Raw genomic sequence first — 16,837 nt, 5'->3', positions numbered from 1 at the left:
TTCTCCCGCCGAGAGCGGTCGTGGGGGCGCCGTCCGTCCGGATCAGCGCCTCCTGCGTCCTATGCACCGAGTTGTCCGGAACACTACCGCGCCGCGACCGAACCGACACAGACCGAAGGGCCGACCTTGATCAAGATCGTGCTGGCAGATGACGAGCACCTGGTCAGGGGGGCGATCGCCGCGCTCCTGAGCCTGGAGGACGACCTGGAGGTCGTCGCGGAGGTCGGCCGGGGCGACCTCGTCGCCGACGCGGTCCGCGAGCACACCGCCGACGTCGCCGTCCTGGACATCGAGATGCCCGGCGCCACCGGCCTGGAGGTCGCCGCCCGCCTCAAGGAGGCGGCCCCCGCCTGCGGGGTCGTCATCCTCACCAGCTTCGGCCGCCCCGGCTACCTGCGCCGCGCCCTCTCCGCGGGCGCCCGCGGATTCCTCGCCAAGGACGCGCCCGTCAACCAGCTCGCCGGGGCGATCCGCAGGGTCCACGGGGGCGGGCGCTACATCGACACCGACCTGGCCGCCGCCGCCATGGTCGGCGGCGAGAGCCCCCTCACCGAACGCGAGACCGAGGTCCTGCGCGCCGCCGCGGACGGCGCCACCGTCGCCCGCATCGCGGCCGCCCTCCACCTCAGCGAGGGCACCGTCCGCAACTACCTGTCCAACGCCATCGGCAAGGTCGGCGCCGACAACCGGATGGCCGCCATCCGCACCGCCCAGGACATGGGCTGGCTCTGATCCCGCGGCCCGCCCGGGGAACGCGACGGCCCCGGCCGGCACGGCGGCCGCAGGCCCCCGCCGACGGAAGCCCGGTGCCCCGGCACACCTCCGGGCGGCCTACAGGGCCCCGGCCTCCCCGGGCCCTGCGGGCCCTGCGGGTCACAGGAAGCGCAGCACCAGCATGGCGGTGTCGTCCGTGTGGCCGCCGGGCGCGTACTCCTCCAGCTCCCGGTCGATACGGCTGATCACCGCCTGGGCCGACAGCCCCGAGCAGCCGGAGAAGATCCGCTCCAGCCCCGTGTCCCCGAGCATGTCGGAGTTGCTGCGCCGCTCCGTCACCCCGTCGGTGACCGCCAGCACCACCTCGCCCGGGCGGATGTCCACGTTCTCGGTGGTGAACCCGACGTCCTCGAACGCCCCCAGCAGCGGCTGCGAGGTGCCGAACTGCTCCACCTCCCCCTTGGGGTCCAGCCGCAGCGGCAGCGGGTGGCCGGCGCACACCATGCGCACCCGCATCCCGCCCCCGCCGTCCGTTGCCGGGGTCATCTCCCCGTACAGCATCGTCAGGAACCGGGTCGAGGTGTTCTCGTCCAGGATCGCCATGTTCAGCCGCTGCATGATGTGCGAGGGGGTGAACCCCTCCTTGGCCAGCGCGCGCAGCGTGTGCCGGGCCAGGCCGGTCACCGCCGCCGCCTCCGGGCCGGTCCCGCACACGTCGCCGATGGCGAAGCACCACCGGCCGCTGGCCGCGAACACGTCGTAGAAGTCGCCGCCGACCACGTTCTTCTCGTCCGCCGGACGGTAGAACACCGCGTGGTCCACGTGCGGGATCGTCGGCTCCTTCTCCTTGGCGGGCAGCAGGCTGCGCTGCAGGGCCACGCTCATGGAGGCCTGCCGCTCGTGCAGGCGGGCGTTCTCCATCGCGGACGCCACCCGGCGGCTCAGGTCGTCGGCGACGTCCACCTCCTCGCGGGTGAAGTCCTCCGACTCGTTCTTGCCGATGCTCATCCGGCCCAGCTCACGCCCGTGCGCCACCAGCGGAATGCTGATCGCGGGACCGCGCACCAGCTCGCGCACCAGCCCGTCGTCGATCTCCCCGCCGTCCGCGCCGCCCAGGTCGGCCGGGCCCCACAGGGGCTGCGGGTCGCGCTGCTCGCGCGGCGGCTCCCCGGACAGCAGCTCGCGCAGCACGTCGTTGTAGTTCTCGTTGCCGTGCATGACGTGCGTCAGCCGCGGCACGCCCAGCTCGTTGATGGTGTGGATGGCGCACCAGCGGCCCAGCCGGGACGTGATCAGCTGAGCGGCCAGCGCCCCCGTCATCCGCTCGTCCAGCGTGCCCGCGAGCAGGTCGCTGGCCTCGGCCAGGAAGCTGAGCGAGGCCCGCCGGTTGAGCTCCACCTCGGCCAGCCGGGACCGCTCCACGGGCAGCGCGATCAGGTCCGCGCCCTCCTGGAGCCGCTTGGCCGCCGCCGCGGCGAAGTGCCGCGCCCGCCGCGAGGCCACGCCGAGCAGGCCGGTGACCCGGCCGTCCACGATGAGCGGCGCGGTCACCAGCGACCGCATCCCGGCCCGCGACAGGCGCCCCCGGTGGGCGCGCGCGATCATCAGGTCGTCGTTGATCACCGCCCCCGGCTCGGGCGCCGCCGACGGGAACGCCTCCTCGGTGCGGATGCGCAGCGGCCGCCACGGCGCGCCCCCGGAGGTGAGCCCCACCGCGGCGCGCACCTCCCACATGGTCTCGTCGGAGGTGGCCAGCGCGATGTAGGCGGCGTCCCCGCCCAGCGCCGTCGCGGCGTACTCCACCGTCCGCTCCAGCAGCTGGGGCAGGCTCAGCCGCGAGCCCAGCGCGGAGTCCAGCGCCGACCACGGCGCGGGCCGGGCGGGCCGGCCGGGGGAGCGGCGCGGAGCCGCCGGGGCCTCCAGGGACGACACCCCGTCGCCCGCGTCGTCGATGCGGAACCACACCGCCTTGTCGGCGCGCCCGTAGCTCACCCCCCAGCTGGACGCGATGGCCGAGGCCAGCGCCAGCCCCAGCCCGCCGCTGCGCTCCTCGCTCCGGGAGGGGGAGGTGTCCACGGCCAGGGGCCCGGCCTGGGGCACCGCGCGCTCGGGGGCGGCGTCGGTCACCATGACCTCGACGGCGCCCTCCAGACGGCGCACCGTCACCTCCAGGGCCGATCTGGCATGGATGACCGCGTTGGTGACCAGTTCGCTGACCAGCAGGATCACGTCGTCGAACGGGTCTGGCACCCCCCAGGACAGCAGGGTGTCGTGGACGAACTCGCGGGCCGCCGCCGCGGTCTCGGCCGCGGGCGGGAACTCTCGTCGAGCGACCTTCAAGGTGTCATGTGCCGGCAAACCGTCGGGTCCTTCATCACTGGGTTCCGCGCTGGATACGGACTCGGGAGATCGAGAGAGGGGTGGACACTGACACGATACGCGGACCCGGCCACCCGAGCCGGTCCGTATGGCTCTATGGCGGGGCACGTCCCGGGAAGCGGTCGACATGCCGAACCCTCCTGTGCGGGTCGGCGCGGGCGGTTAGTGTAAGTCGATACGTCCGCTCACAGCCCGGTGGTGGCCGGTGTCACGGCCACGGAGGAGGGGTTCGATGCCCGAGGCGGTCGGTGCAGTGGCCGACGACCAGCTCGACGAGATCCTGCGCGCGCTCTACCGGATGCGCGACGGGGACTTCAGCGTGCGCCTGCGCAAACGCGGCAGTGGCACCATCAGGGAGATCGCCTCGGTGTTCAACGAGGTCGTCGACCACAGCGAACAGCTCAGCAGCGAGCTCAAGCGGATCGGCGGCGTCGTCCGCAACGAGGGCCGGCTCAACGAGCGCATCAACGTCAACCCCTCCCGGGGCGCGTGGGCGGAGAGCGCCACCGCGCTCAACACCCTCCTGGACGAGGTGGCCGAGCCGGTCACCGACGTCGCCCGCGTCCTGGACGCGGTCGCCGAGGGCCAGCTGACCGTGCGGGCCTCCACCCAGGGCAGGCGGGGCGAGCTCAAGGGCGACCTGCTGCGGCTGGCCACCACGGTGAACCGGATGTCCGACCAGATGAGCGGCTTCACCCAGGAGGTCACCCGGGTGGCCCGCGAGGTGGGCACCGAGGGCAAGCTGGGCGGCAGCGCCCGCGTCGAGGGCGTCTCCGGCGCCTGGCGCGAGGTCACCGAGGCGGTCAACCAGATGGCCTCCCGCCTCACCGTGCAGGTGCGCGACATCTCCGAGGTCACCACCGCGGTGGCCCGAGGAGACCTGAGCAAGAAGATCACCATCGACGTCCAGGGCGAGATGCTGGAGCTCAAGGACACCGTCAACACGATGGTGGACCAGCTCTCCACGTTCGGTGACGAGGTGACCCGGGTGGCCCGCGAGGTGGGCACCGAGGGCAAGCTGGGCGGCCGCGCCAACGTGCGCGGGGTCCAGGGCATCTGGAAGGACCTCACCGACAACGTCAACTCCATGGCGGACAACCTCACCAACCAGGTGCGCGACATCTCACAGGTGACGACGTCGGTGGCCCGCGGCGACCTCACCCAGAAGGTCCAGGTGGACGTCCAGGGCGAGATGCTCGCCCTGAAGAACACCGTGAACACCATGGTCGACCAGCTCGACTCCTTCGCCGACGAGGTGACCCGCGTGGCCCGCGAGGTCGGCAGCGAGGGCAAGCTGGGCGGCCGGGCCAACGTCAAGGGCGTCTCGGGCATCTGGAAGGACCTGACCGACAACGTCAACTCCATGGCCAACAGCCTCACCTACCAGGTCCGCAACATCTCGCAGGTGACGACGGCGGTGGCCGCCGGCGACCTCACCAAGAAGATCACCGTGGACGCCCAGGGCGAGATGCTGGAGCTGAAGGACACCATCAACAAGATGGTGGACCAGCTGTCCGCGTTCGCCGACGAGGTGACCCGGGTGGCCCGCGAGGTGGGCACCGAGGGCAAGCTGGCCGGCCAGGCCCACGTCCGCGACGTGTCCGGGGTCTGGAAGGACCTGACCGACAACGTCAACTCCATGGCCAACAACCTCACCTACCAGGTGCGGCAGATCTCCATGGTCACCCGCGCCGTCGCGGCCGGCGACCTCACCAAGAAGGTCACGGTCAACGCCAAGGGCGAGATCCTGGAGCTCAAGGAGACCATCAACGTGATGGTCGACCAGCTCTCGGCGTTCGCCGACGAGGTGACCCGGGTGGCCCGCGAGGTGGGCACCGAGGGCAAGCTGGGCGGCCGCGCCGACGTCAAGGGCGTCTCGGGCATGTGGAAGGACCTCACCGAGAACGTCAACTCGATGTCGCACAACCTCACCACCCAGGTGCGCAACATCTCCGAGGTCACCACCGCGGTCGCGGCGGGCGACCTCACCAAGAAGATCGACGTCAACGCCCAGGGCGAGATCCTCGAGGTGAAGACGACGGTCAACACGATGGTGGACCAGCTGTCGGCGTTCGCCACCGAGGTCACCCGCGTGGCCCACGAGGTGGGCAGCCAGGGCCAGCTGGGCGGCCAGGCCAAGGTCGAGGGCGTCTCGGGCACCTGGAAGCAGCTCACCGACAGCGTCAACGGCCTGGCGGGGAACCTCACCACGCAGGTGCGGGCCATCGCCGAGGTCGCCAACGCCGTCGCCAAGGGCGACCTGACCCGCAACATCCAGGTCGACGCCCGCGGTGAGATGGAGCAGCTCAAGGACAACATCAACCTGATGGTGTCCAACCTGCGCGAGACCACCGCCACCCAGCGCGACGCCGACTGGCTCAAGTCCAACCTGGCCCGCATCTCCGGGCACATCCAGGGGCACCGCGACCTGCACGAGCTGGCCCGCCTCATCATGACCGAGGTGACTCCGCTGATGGGGGCCCAGCACGGCGCCTGCTACCTGCCCGAGGACAAGGACGACGACGAGGCGTTCCTGTTCTACGCCGGGTTCGGCTTCGACCCCACCGAGGGCCGCCGCCGCATCCGCAAGGGCATCGGCCTGGCAGGGGAGGCCCTGGCCCAGCAGACCGAGCTCCAGGTCGGCAACCTCCCCGAGGGGTACATCGACATCTCCTCGGCCCTGGGCGGCGCCCAGCCGCGCCACCTGTACATCCTGCCCATCCTCTCGGAGGAGCGGGCCCTGGGCGTCCTGGAGTTCGCCTCCTACGACGAGTTCCACGAGATCCACAAGAACTTCCTGCGCCAGCTGGTCGCCCTGCTGGGCACCACGATCAACACGATCCTGGCCAACAAGCGCACCGAGGACCTGCTGGAGCAGTCCCAGCAGCTCACCAACCAGCTGCGCGAGCGCTCCAACGAGCTCCAGCGCCAGCAGGAGGAGCTGCGCAACAAGAACGCCGAGCTGCGCCAAAAGGCCACCCAGCTCGCCAACCAGAACCGGGCCATCGAGCTCCAGAACCAGCAGATCCAGCGCTCCCGCAACGCCCTGGAGGAGCGCGCCCACCAGCTCCAGGTCTCCTCCAAGTACAAGTCGGAGTTCCTGGCGAACATGTCGCACGAGCTGCGCACGCCGCTCAACAGCCTGCTCATCCTGGCCCGGCTGCTGGCCGACAACGCCGAGCAGAACCTCACCCCCAAGCAGGTGGAGTTCGCCCAGACCATCCACAAGGCGGGCAGCGACCTGCTGCTGCTCATCGACGAGATCCTCGACCTGTCCAAGGTCGAGGCGGGCCGGGCCGAGGTCTCGCCCAGCGCGGTCTCCATCGACCAGCTCGTCGACTACGTGGAGGCGACGTTCCGGCCGGTCACCAGCGACCAGGGGCTGGCGTTCTCGGTGGACGTCTCCCCGGACATCCCCGACAGCCTGTGGACCGACGAGCAGCGGCTCCAGCAGATCCTGCGCAACCTGCTGTCCAACGCCGTCAAGTTCACCCCGCAGGGGGAGGTGCGGCTGCTCATCGAACCCGCGTGGGCACTGGACGACGCCGACCTGGAGATGTTCGTCGAGAACGAGGAGATCATCGCCTTCACCGTCGCCGACACCGGCATCGGGATCGCCGAGGACAAGCTCCAGGTGATCTTCGAGGCGTTCCACCAGGGCGACGGCGGCACCTCCCGCAGGTTCGGCGGAACCGGCCTGGGGCTGTCCATCAGCCGCAACTTCGCCCGCCTGCTCGGCGGTGAGATCCGGGTGCAGAGCGTCCCCAACCAGGGGTCGACCTTCACCCTGCTGCTGCCGGTGCGGCTGCCCGAGGACGCCGCCGAGCGGGCCGGGGAGGACACCGGACTGGACTCGGTGCCCGCCCTGGAGTCCGGCCGCGACGACGACCTCGGGATGCCCCCGGAGGAGTTCGACGCGGCGGTGGCGGCGCTGACCGACCCGGGGACCGAGCCGCTGCCCGCCGTCCCCGTCCTGCGGGCGCCCGAGCCCGCCGCGGAGGTGGCGGCCGCCGGCGAGCCCGAGCCGGAGCGGCAGGGCGAGGCCCGCACCGACCCCGAGCGCCGGGCAGTGCTGGCCGGCCGCCGGGTCCTCATCGTCGACGACGACGTGCGCAACGTGTTCGCGCTCACCAGCGCCCTGGAGGCCCAGGGCCTGGAGGTCCTGTACGCGGACAACGGGCACGAGGGCATCGCCAAGCTGGAGGCCAACGAGGACATCTCCCTCGTCCTCATGGACGTGATGATGCCCGACCTGGACGGCAACCAGACGACGGAGCGCATCCGCCAGATGCCCCAGTTCGCGGACCTGCCGATCGTCTCGCTGACGGCCAAGGCCATGCAGGGCGACCGCGAGCGCAGCCTGGCGGCGGGCGCCACCGACTACGTCACCAAGCCGGTCGACCTCGACCACCTGCTGGACGTCATGAGGCACTGGCTGACCGTGGATCCGGCCTCCAACGCACCCGGCTCCGCGACCGACCCGGGTGCCGCGGCCCGGCCCCGGAACGGGCACAATGGCGCGGAAGGAGACAGCACCCGCAGCAGTCTCGGGGATGACACCGGCCCCAAGGGGAACACCGGCAACGACGACCCGACCGAAGACCTGGAGTGACCGCCGTGACCCAGAAGGCCAACATCCTCCTCGTGGACGACCGCGACGAGAACCTCATCGCGCTGGAGGCGGCCCTCACGTCCCTGGACCAGAACCTGGTCCGCGCCAGTTCCGGCGAGGAGGCGCTCAAACACCTTCTGGGAACGGACTTCGCGGTCATCCTGCTGGACGTGGTCATGCCGGGGATGGACGGCTTCGAGACGGCCGCGCACATCAAGCAGCGCGAGAAGACCAAGGACGTGCCGATCATCTTCCTGACCGCCCAGGAGATCGACCGGCACCAGGTCTTCCGCGGCTACGCCTCGCGCGCGGTCGACTTCCTGCTCAAGCCGTTCGACCCCTGGGTGCTGCGCTCCAAGGTCGAGGTGTTCGTCGAGCTGCACCAGCTCAAGGCGCAGATGCGGGAGCAGGCCCGCACCCTCCAGCGCGACCTGGGCCAGGAGACCGGGGAGCCGGGCAAGGTCCTGGCCGACCAGCTCGCCCAGCGCTCCGGGCACGTGCAGGAGGAACTGGAGGAGCTGCGCCGCCACATCGTCGACGCCTACCAGGACAGCGACCAGCCGCTGGTGGACGGGGTGCGGCGGGTGGACCGCGCGTTCTCCCGCCTGTCCACCCTCATCGACACCCTCCACGGACCCGAGGACTGACCGGGCCCGGCGCCCGCCGGGCCCGGTCGGGATCAGCTCGGGCGGGGCGGCAGGGCCAGGCCGATGTGCTCGCCGACCTCCTCGATGAGGCCCAGGTCGGCGAGGCGGAAACTGCCCCTGTTGCTGCGCCGGATCAGGGTGAGCGCCCCGCGCACGCCGCGGCTGCCGCGCAGCGGTACCGACAGCAGCGACCCGGCGCCGAGCACCGACAGCAGCGGCGCCCCCGAGGAGGCGCGGCCCAGCACGCCCTCCTCCTCGATGAGGGGGAACAGCAGCGACTGCCCCCGGCCCAGCACCTCACCGGGGATGTCGGCGTCCTCCGGTGCGGCCCCGGAGACCTCCCCGCGCTGCTCGTCGGTGGCGTCGGGCGGGCCGGCCACCACCGCACGGCGCACCGCCCGCGGGTCCTCGGGCAGATCGCACACGTCCACGATCACCCAGTCGGCGTAGGAGTCGGCGAGCAGCTCGGCGGCGTCCGCCAGGGCCAGGGGCCTACCGGCCCCGCCCGGCCCCGCCGAGCGCAGCAGCAGCCTGGTCATCCGGGTGAGCACGTCCAGCCGCCGGGCGGCCAGCACCACCACCTGGTCCTCCACCTCCGTCTCCAGCGGGGCGGGCCCCTCCTCCTCGCCGCCGTTCATCGGCGGCGACATCGCCACCAGCACCAGCGGGTTCGGCTCCGTGGGCAGGTCCAGCCGGGTCAGGGTCAGGTGCACGTCCTCGGCCCACCCCCGCTGGGCCAGCCGGGACTCCAGGTCGGCGTCGCCGTCCCCGCGCACCACCGCCGCCAGCCACGACCGCATCGCCGCCCGCCGCCGCAGGTCCACGAAGTGCACGAACGGCTTGCCGGTCAGGTACCCGGGACCGCTGCCCAGCCGGGCCGCCCCGGCGTTGTTGATCCGCCGGATGTACCCCTCGTGGTCGAGCAGCACCACCGGCACGCTCAGCTCGGTGAACATGGCCCGCAGCAGCACACGGTCGCCGTCGTCGCCCTGGCGGCGCTGCTCGGGCGGGTCGGCGTGCGCCTGCGCCAGCTGCGCGCCGGCCTCGCCGAGCAGGCGCTCGGCGTACTCCAGCTCGGCGAGCGCGGCCTCGGCCGTGCTCTGCGCGTCGTCCGGGTACATGGTGTGGGTGTCGCGCAGGGCCGCGATGCGTTCGCCCAGAGCGGTGATCTCTCGTTGCAGCTCCGCCAGGTGCACGCGGGACCCCCTGTCGTCGCGGTCGGCCATGACCTTCCCGACGCTAACGGATGTGTCCCGCCATGACGGCACGGGGCTACCGTGGTCTGGAGGAACCTAGGAGGCCGGATCGTGTGGATCGAGCGCCTGGCCCGCGACATCGGCGCGCTGGGGCACAGCGAGGGCACCACCCTGGAACGCGCCCTGGACCAGATGGGCCGGGCCGCCGCGCTGGGCGTCCCGGGCTGCTCGGCGGCGCTCGTGGTGGTGTGGCGCGAGGTGGTCGGCCCCGACGGGTCGGTCCGCCACGTGGTCGCCGACTACGGCGCGTCCCACGCCGACCTGGCCGCGGCGTTCGAGCACCAGTACACGACCGACCAGGGGCCGGCGGTGGAGGCGGTGCGCGAGATGCGCCAGGTCCGGGTGGGCGACGTGCTGCGCGAGTCCCACCGCTGGCCGCGCTACACCAGCATGGCGGTGCAGTGCGGGGACCGCTCCTCCCTCACCCTGCCCAGCCCGCTGCCCGGCGACGGCGCCGAGGGGGACCGGGTGGTCACGTTCGGGGTGCATTCCGTGCGGCCGGACGCCTTCGACGAGGGTGTGGTCGCCCCGCTGACCGCGCTGCTGGCCGAACACGCGGCGGCGTCGCTGGTCAACGTCGGGCGGCGCACCGACGAGGCCCGCCAGACCGCGCACATGCGCCGTGCCATGTCCGCGCGCACCGTCATCGACCAGGCCAAAGGCATCATCATGCACGCCCGCGGCTGCGATGCCGACGCCGCTTTCGCGGCGCTGCGCGAGGTCGCCCAGCGCAACCGCAAGCGGGTCGTGGACGTCGCCCGCGACCTCGTCGCCGAGAACACGGGCGTGCGCGGCGGCCCCCAGGAGGGCCCGCAGGGGAGGGGCGTGCCCGGGGATGAGTCCCGAGCGTGATCGAAAGGCGCGATGATGGGCAGGGGCCGGGTGCGCTGACCGGCCGATCCGACGGCGGCAAGGAGTGGCGAGCGTGGCGTCATCAGACATCTCGATCCGTCGTGAGGACGGGATCGTGGTCGTGACCCCCGTGGGAGAGATGGACGCGGTGACCTCGCCGGCCCTCGCCGAGGCGCTGGACGGGATCCTGTCGCCGGAACCGCCGCACGGCGTGGTCGTCGACCTCACCAAGGTCGGCTTCTGCGACTCGCGGTGCATCGGCGTCCTGGTCGCCTCCTACCGGCAGGCCCGCGACCTGGGGGTGGGCCTGGTGGTCGCCGAGCCGCAGCGCCAGGTGATGCGGCTGTTCATGATCGCCGGGATCGACCAGGTCATACCGATCGTCGAGACCGTGGGCCGGGCCGTCGAGGGCCTGCGGGACTGAGCCCGCCCGCTCCCCGCCACCGCCTTCAGCGGACGCCTTCCGCGCAGCCCTCCTCCCGGGAGAGCGGGAGCTCCTCCGCGCGGTGGTCCAGGAAGTGCAGGCGCACCGAGGCCCCCCTGTCGCCGCCGGTGATCTCCAGGTAGTCGCAGATCTGCCGGGTGATCCACAGCCCGTAGCCCCGGGGACGCAGCCCGTCGGAGGGGCGGTACCCGGTCAGCGGGTCGACCGGTCCCCCGCGTTCGTCGGAGACGTCGCACACCCAGCGGTCCCAGGACCGCCAGACCCGCACCCCGCCCTTGCCGGCGCCGTGCTCCAGCACGTTCGCGGCCAGTTCGTTGACCGCCGTCACCAGGCGCTCCACCTGGTCCGCGTCCATGCCCTCGGCCCGGCCCAGGGCGGTCAGCTCCCGGCGCAGCCGCGGCAGCGACGGGCCGATCTCCAGCCGGTGGACGGTTCCGTGCACCGGCAGCGGCTCGGGGGCGCGCGGCCGGGACCCGAACGCCGCGGTGCCCTGGTAGGACGGGTTCGGGTAGGGGCCGTCGGCCCCGATGAGCACCGGGTGCGTGGCGAGCACCGCGGCCCGGTCCCGGGGGGACAGCGCGCGCTCGTCGTGCGCGCACACCAGGCGCATCCTGACGGGCGCCAGGGCCGTGCACAGCACCGACTCCCAGCGCCGCCACTCGCGCGTCTCCAGGGCCCCCCGGACGGCCGGGGGCTCGGCGATGACGAGCACGCCGCCCGGGTGCTCCGACGCCAGCCGGTGCAGCGCCGCCAGGGCACGCCCGGGGGAGGCGTACAGGCGGGCCCGGTCCATGGTGTGCACGCGCGACCCGGCGTCCTCCGGCAGCGCGGACAGCAGCCCCTCGACGCGCGCGTCGGAGACCGCGAGGACGGTGCGGGCCTCCGCCGCGGAGCGCAGCATCTCGGCCACCGCCTCGCCGAGCCACCGGTCGCGGCGGAAGAGCAGGCCCTGGTGTTGGAAGGTCATGGGTCCGTGGTCGACGGGTCGGGGGTCACGGCCCCCGGGAGCGGGGACCGCCGTCCGAGGTGTACCCGCTCCGGCCCCCCGGTGGCGACACCGGGGGGCCGATAACGCGGACGCGGAGCGAGGAGGGCCACGACGATCAGCGCACGGCTCCGGACAGCACCAGGCCGTCCGTCTCCCCGCCGAGGTCGTCGCGCTCGGCGGGACGGGGCCGGGCGCGGTCATAGGCGATCTCGGTCTCGACCGCGATCCTCTGCCAGGTGAACCGAGAGCGGGCACGGTCCACCGCGGCGATGCCGTACGCGGTGCTCATGGTGGGTGTTCCGAGCACCGAGCGCACGGCCCGGGCGACCTCGTCGGGGTGGCCGAACCGCATCAGCACGCCGCTGGTGCGGTGCAGGACCGCTCCGGGGACGGCACCGGTCGCGGTGGCCACCACGGGCAGGCCGCACGCCATGGCCTCCAGCACGGCCCCGCCGTAGGGGTCGTAGGAGGCGGCGGACACGTACACGTCGGCCGAGCGCAGCAGGCGGGGGAGTTCCTTGCGCTCCACCGGGCCGACCAGGTGGAGGCGGTCGTCGACCCCCGCCTCCTTGGCCCGGATCTCGAGCCGACGCGCGTCGTCGTCGAGGGGGACGTTGGTGTGCGCGGAGGTGGAGACCAGCAGCAGCTCGGCCTCGGGCATCCGCAGCAGGGAGTCCACGAGGCGGTCGGCGCCGCCGGTGCCGTCCAGCGAGGTGACCGCGACCAGGCGGGGGCGCTCGCCGCGCGAGGAGCGCCAGTGGTCGGAGGAGGTGCCGCCCTCCACGGTGAAGTGCTCGGTGTCCACGCCGAACGGCACGACGCTCACGTGGTGCCGGGGCACGCCCAGGCGGGCCAGCTCGTTCTGCTGGTCGGTGGAGCCGACCAGGACCCGGTCGGCGCGGGACGCCAGGATGGACTCCATACGGGCGCGCTGGGGGTCGCTGTCCAGCCCGGAGCGCTGCTCGCCGGCGTTGAGGGAGTGGAAGGTCTGCACCAGCGGGATCGAGCTCTGGTCGCGCTCGCTGTGCGCCTGTGCGTGCAGGGCGGCCAGTCCGCTGGTCCAGCCGACGGCGTGCAGGACGTCGGGCCGGTCCTCGTCGAGGACGGCGGCCAGAGCCGTCCCGAAGGCGCCGGTGTGCTCCGCGTGCTCCTGCTCGTCCAGAGGCCGGGCCGGGCCCGCGTCGAGGTGGACCACGGAGACGCCGCGCGCCATGCGGGTGCGGCCCTCGGGCTGGTCCGGATCGCTGCGGCGGACGTAGACGGAGACCTTGTGGCCGAGCTTGGCCAACTGCCGGGACAGGGCGCACAGGTGCAGGCTCGCGGGGCAGGCCGGCTCGCCCCGGTGGGCGGGAAGGGGGTTGGCGTGTTCTGCGATCATCGCGATCTTCACGGTCTGAACTCCTAGGACACGAGCGGGTGCCCGTCGAGGTTCCCGGGGACTCCGGAGCGGGGTCGGAGTCCCCCGGGTGGGGCGGATGGTTCTGCAGGGCGGTCGGCTCACCGTCGGCGCGCACACCGGAGGAGGGCGCTCGGCGGTGGACGCTCGGCGGCCCGGGGCACGGGCAGGACACGCCCGTTGCAGGGAGAGGAAAGAAAAAGGGAGGAGGAGGGCAGACGCACGGGAACCACACCAGACGACCTGTTCGAAGGGATACCGTTCGCCACCGTGCGTAATCGGGAGTGGATGCACGGTAGTGGTCGTGTGTGTCTGCGTCTTAGACACCCAACGCGGCCATTGTGCCATACCTCGGCGTGTCGGACAACAGGAGGAAGGTTTTCGTCCGTTGGCGGACGCCATGATCCGGTTGTTCGGGACCGCCCGGAAAGCGGGGTGCGGGGGACCCTGCCGGACACCCGCCACGGCCGCTACTGTCAATGCGGAGCAACACGTACTCCGGGCAGCGCTTTCGGCACTCGAATCCCGTGCGGGAACTGCGTATCCGGGTGTTTTCCGTCATGATGTACCCGGATTTTGACCTACCCCGGCAGTGGCTCGGTACGGTTGCAGAATCCAGACGTTGAACGGGATTCGACCAAGGGTCCGGCACATGCCGGGCAGCGGCCACGGCCGACGAAACGGGAGGAAGGGCGTATGGGTGTCGCTGGTGGGGAAGTCATCGTCACGGCCCTCACGCACCGGGGCGCTATCCGTCCCGCCAACGAGGACGCCATCGTCATGGGAGCCCTGACCGTCGCCAGTGCGAACATGACCTCTCCGGTCCGCTGCGTGCTGCCGGTGGGCGAGCCCGTCATCCTGGCGGTCGCCGACGGCATCGGCGGCCAGGCAGCCGGGGAGATCGCCTCCGAGCACGCCGTGCACCGCATGGCGGAGATGGGACCGAGGCTGGGAGGTCCGGACGAGATCGCCCAGCTGCTGAGCAACATCGACGAGGAGATCAAGGACCACGCCCTCCAGCACACCGAGTTCGCCGGGATGGGGACCACGGTCGCGGGCGTACTGCTCAACAACGACGGCAACTTCTGGTTCAACGTCGGCGACTCCCGCACCTACCGCCTGGATGGGCGCCGCCTGGTGCAGCTGTCCGAGGACGACTCCCCGGCGCTGCCCCCCTCCGAGGACGGCCGCCCCGTCACCACCAACTTCATCACCCAGTCCCTGGGCGGCAGTTCCGGCGGCAGCATGGTCCCGCACGTGGGCCGCGACGACTCCGCCGCCCCCAGCGCCTGGCTGATGTGCAGCGACGGCCTGTCCGACCTGGTGCTGCCCGAGGAGATGGAGCGGATGATCGCCGAGGCGGGCAGTGACGAAGCCGCCGTCCACGCCCTGTGGCAGGCCGCCATGGAGGCCGGCGGCAAGGACAACATCAGCATCCTGCTCGCCCGCCGCGTCTGATCCCGCCGCCCCTCACCCGCCATCCACCCGTCGCCCACCGCCCACCGCCACCCTCGACGAACGGCCTCCGGCCGCGGAGACCCCCGGACACGGACGGCCTCCGACCGGGACCGCCCGGTCGCCGGCCACCCCTGTCCCGCAACGTCCGAAGGGCCCGCGCACCGATCCGGTGCACGGGCCCTTCGGACGTTCGCGTACGACCCCTACTCGGAAGCGGAACCCCTGCGCAGGCGCAGGGCGACCACCACGACGGCGGCGACCGCGACCACGCCCACCGCCGCGATGACGATGAGGCCCACCGGCAGGGAGGACTCCTCCTCGGCCGCGGCCTCGGATGCCTCGACCCCGGCGGGGGACTCCTCCTCGGCGGGCTCCTCGGCGGCCTCCTCGGGCTCCGGGGACTCCTCCGGCGCGGCGGCCGCCACGGCCTCCTCGGTCACCGTGAACGTCAGCGAGTCCTGGATCGGGTGGCCGTCGGAGGACACCACCCGGAACCCGATCGTGTACTCGCCCGCCTGGTCCAGCGGCACCAGGCCCACGGACACGTCGAGGCCGTCGAACTCCGGCTCACCGTCCTCGTAGGTGGTCTCCCCGTCCGGGCCGGTGACGACGACCGCGCTGCCCGAACCGCCCTCCATCGGGGCGTTGTTGAACGAGAGCACGACCTCCTCGGGGACGGTGTCCAGGGTCGCGCCGTCCTCCGGGTTCGACCCGGTCAGGACGTCGTGGGCCAGGGCGGGGGCGGGCAGCGCCACGAGGGCGGCGGCCAGCACGGCGGCCGGGACGAGGGCGCGCCGCAGGGGGGAGGTGTGGGTACGGGTCATTCTTCTCTTCTTCTCTCGGGCTCGTTCCGCGCCGGGACGGCCGCACCGCGGCCCCCGGCCCCATCTCACGCGCCGGCCGTGTCCTCAGGAGAACCGGGCGGCGGCTGGGGCGGGCGGGCCGCGCGGAGGGTGGGCCGAGAGCCCCGGGGCGGCCGGCGCCGCCGCGACGGCGGGCACGGCGACCGCGGGGGAGGGGGGCAGGGGGAGGGCGCGGGCGCGCACGGGGGGCAGCGCGCGCGACAGCAGGGCGGCCAGGAACCACAGGGCCGCCTCCCCGTACGCCAGCAGGGCCGAGGCCAGCAGCGCGGCCCACAGGTGCGCCAGCAGCATGCCGGGGGCGAGACCGAAGGCGTGCACGAGCAGCCCGTGCCCCGAGTGGTCCGCGGCGGTGTCGAAGGCCGCGGGGGCGGGGTCGGCCGAGCCCTGGAGGATCAGGTGCAGGGCCACCTGGACGAGGGCCATGACGGCGAAGATGTCGCCGAAGCCCCGCATGACACGGGTGAAGCGCCACAGCACCGGGGTGAGGAAGGCGGTCGCCAGGGCGAAGCCGCCCGCGCCCGCGGGTTCGGCCGCCCACAGGCCGTGCCCGGCCCAGGCGAGCCCCGTGCACGCAGCGGCCAGCGAGGCCGTGCGCAGGAGGCGGAGTGTGCCGTGAGCGGGTCGCACGTGAGAAAACCTAGATCCTGTCCGATTCGCCCGCAAGGGCACGACGGGCCGCCGGGCGCGATCCCCCGCGCGCCTGGCGGCCCGTCGTCTTCGGGGCCCGCGGCTCGCCGCGGGCCCGCCCGCCCTGGGGCGGTTCTTCTTCCCGGAGCCGGTGTCAGACCGCGGGGGCCAGCTCGCGGCGCATGTAGCGCCGCTCCTCCGGGGTGGTGCCACCCCAGACCCCGTCGGCCTCTCCGGCCCGCAGCGCCCACCGCAGGCACTCTTGGCGAACAGTACAGCTGCGGCAGACGGCGAGGGCCTGCTCGGTGTCGGCCCTGCCGATCCCGGTGGTGCTCACCGGGAAGAAGATCTCGGGGTCGTACGCACGGCAACGTCCCTGCGTGACCCAGTCCTCGCTCTCGTGGTACAGGCGGTTCACGGGCGCCTCCGATCCGTGGCTGTCGGTCCCTGGCCGGTGGCCCGCGCCGTGTCCTCCACGGCCGGGTCGGCGGAAGTCGTCGCGCCGTGCCGCGGCTCCGAAGGCTCTTTCGAGGACCGAGGCGGCCGCGGGGTGTGCGGCCGACCGGAACTGCGGCGAAGCGATGCGACTAAGTGTAGTAC

At 72.7% G+C, this 16,837-nt stretch carries 13 protein-coding genes; 6 read left to right on the top strand and 7 right to left on the bottom strand.

Annotated elements, in window-relative coordinates; all coding sequences use genetic code 11:
• Nucleotides 1–126 precede the first annotated feature (126 nt).
• On the top strand, nucleotides 127–732 hold the full coding sequence (locus ACSUPR_RS12165; protein WP_436891351.1) for a response regulator: 606 nt from the start codon (nucleotides 127–129) through the stop codon (nucleotides 730–732).
• Nucleotides 733–873: 141 nt separating this feature from the next.
• Here ACSUPR_RS12165 and ACSUPR_RS12160 read toward each other — a convergent pair whose 3' ends face one another.
• Entirely contained in the window at nucleotides 874–3,054 is a 2,181-nt protein-coding gene (locus ACSUPR_RS12160; RefSeq protein ID WP_436891349.1) for a SpoIIE family protein phosphatase, read from the bottom strand.
• A 271-nt stretch (nucleotides 3,055–3,325) separates the two neighbouring features.
• On the opposite strand from ACSUPR_RS12160, the gene ACSUPR_RS12155 reads away from it, so the two are divergent.
• A complete protein-coding gene (locus ACSUPR_RS12155; RefSeq protein WP_436891348.1) occupies nucleotides 3,326–7,705 on the top strand; it encodes a HAMP domain-containing protein in 4,380 nt (1,459 codons plus the stop codon).
• A gap of 5 nt (nucleotides 7,706–7,710) precedes the next feature.
• The gene (locus ACSUPR_RS12150) at nucleotides 7,711–8,352 is read left to right on the top strand and encodes a response regulator (protein WP_436891985.1); all 642 of its coding nucleotides are present in this window, start codon (nucleotides 7,711–7,713) and stop codon (nucleotides 8,350–8,352) included.
• Nucleotides 8,353–8,384: 32 nt separating this feature from the next.
• On the opposite strand, the gene ACSUPR_RS12145 is transcribed toward ACSUPR_RS12150, so the two are convergent.
• A complete protein-coding gene (locus ACSUPR_RS12145) occupies nucleotides 8,385–9,578 on the bottom strand; it encodes a histidine kinase (RefSeq protein WP_436891346.1) in 1,194 nt (397 codons plus the stop codon).
• Nucleotides 9,579–9,659: 81 nt separating this feature from the next.
• On the opposite strand from ACSUPR_RS12145, the gene ACSUPR_RS12140 reads away from it, so the two are divergent.
• Nucleotides 9,660–10,460, top strand: coding sequence for an ANTAR domain-containing response regulator (locus ACSUPR_RS12140; protein WP_436891344.1), 801 nt, complete (start codon nucleotides 9,660–9,662; stop codon nucleotides 10,458–10,460).
• A 139-nt stretch (nucleotides 10,461–10,599) separates the two neighbouring features.
• Nucleotides 10,600–10,884 carry an STAS domain-containing protein gene (locus ACSUPR_RS12135; RefSeq protein ID WP_436891984.1) on the top strand — a complete coding sequence of 95 codons (285 nt, stop codon included), beginning with the start codon at nucleotides 10,600–10,602 and terminating at the stop codon, nucleotides 10,882–10,884.
• A 25-nt stretch (nucleotides 10,885–10,909) separates the two neighbouring features.
• Here the strand turns inward: ACSUPR_RS12135 and ACSUPR_RS12130 are convergent, their stop codons facing one another.
• Nucleotides 10,910–11,872: an anti-sigma factor RsbA family regulatory protein gene (locus ACSUPR_RS12130; protein ID WP_436891343.1), complete on the bottom strand. Its 963-nt coding sequence runs from the start codon at nucleotides 11,870–11,872 to the stop codon at nucleotides 10,910–10,912.
• A gap of 136 nt (nucleotides 11,873–12,008) precedes the next feature.
• Nucleotides 12,009–13,283, bottom strand: a complete 1,275-nt coding sequence (locus ACSUPR_RS12125; protein WP_436891342.1) for a glycosyltransferase — start codon at nucleotides 13,281–13,283, stop codon at nucleotides 12,009–12,011.
• 702 nt (nucleotides 13,284–13,985) lie between these two features.
• Between ACSUPR_RS12125 and ACSUPR_RS12120 the strand changes: the two genes are divergently transcribed.
• A complete protein-coding gene (locus tag ACSUPR_RS12120; protein WP_436891341.1) occupies nucleotides 13,986–14,747 on the top strand; it encodes a PP2C family protein-serine/threonine phosphatase in 762 nt (253 codons plus the stop codon).
• A gap of 203 nt (nucleotides 14,748–14,950) precedes the next feature.
• Here the strand turns inward: ACSUPR_RS12120 and ACSUPR_RS12115 are convergent, their stop codons facing one another.
• From ACSUPR_RS12115 to ACSUPR_RS12105, 3 genes are all read right to left on the bottom strand, one after another.
• A complete protein-coding gene (locus ACSUPR_RS12115; protein WP_436891339.1) occupies nucleotides 14,951–15,571 on the bottom strand; it encodes a copper resistance CopC family protein in 621 nt (206 codons plus the stop codon).
• Between the two features lie 84 nt (nucleotides 15,572–15,655).
• Nucleotides 15,656–16,237, bottom strand: coding sequence for a copper resistance protein (locus ACSUPR_RS12110; RefSeq protein ID WP_436891337.1), 582 nt, complete (start codon nucleotides 16,235–16,237; stop codon nucleotides 15,656–15,658).
• A gap of 154 nt (nucleotides 16,238–16,391) precedes the next feature.
• Entirely contained in the window at nucleotides 16,392–16,655 is a 264-nt protein-coding gene (locus tag ACSUPR_RS12105) for a WhiB family transcriptional regulator (protein WP_436891336.1), read from the bottom strand.
• Nucleotides 16,656–16,837 lie beyond the last annotated feature (182 nt).

It is taken from the genome of Nocardiopsis dassonvillei (assembly GCF_964273065.1).
Taxonomy (GTDB): Bacteria; Actinomycetota; Actinomycetes; order Streptosporangiales; family Streptosporangiaceae; genus Nocardiopsis; species Nocardiopsis dassonvillei_B.
This window is presented reverse-complemented; position numbering and strand designations above follow the sequence as displayed.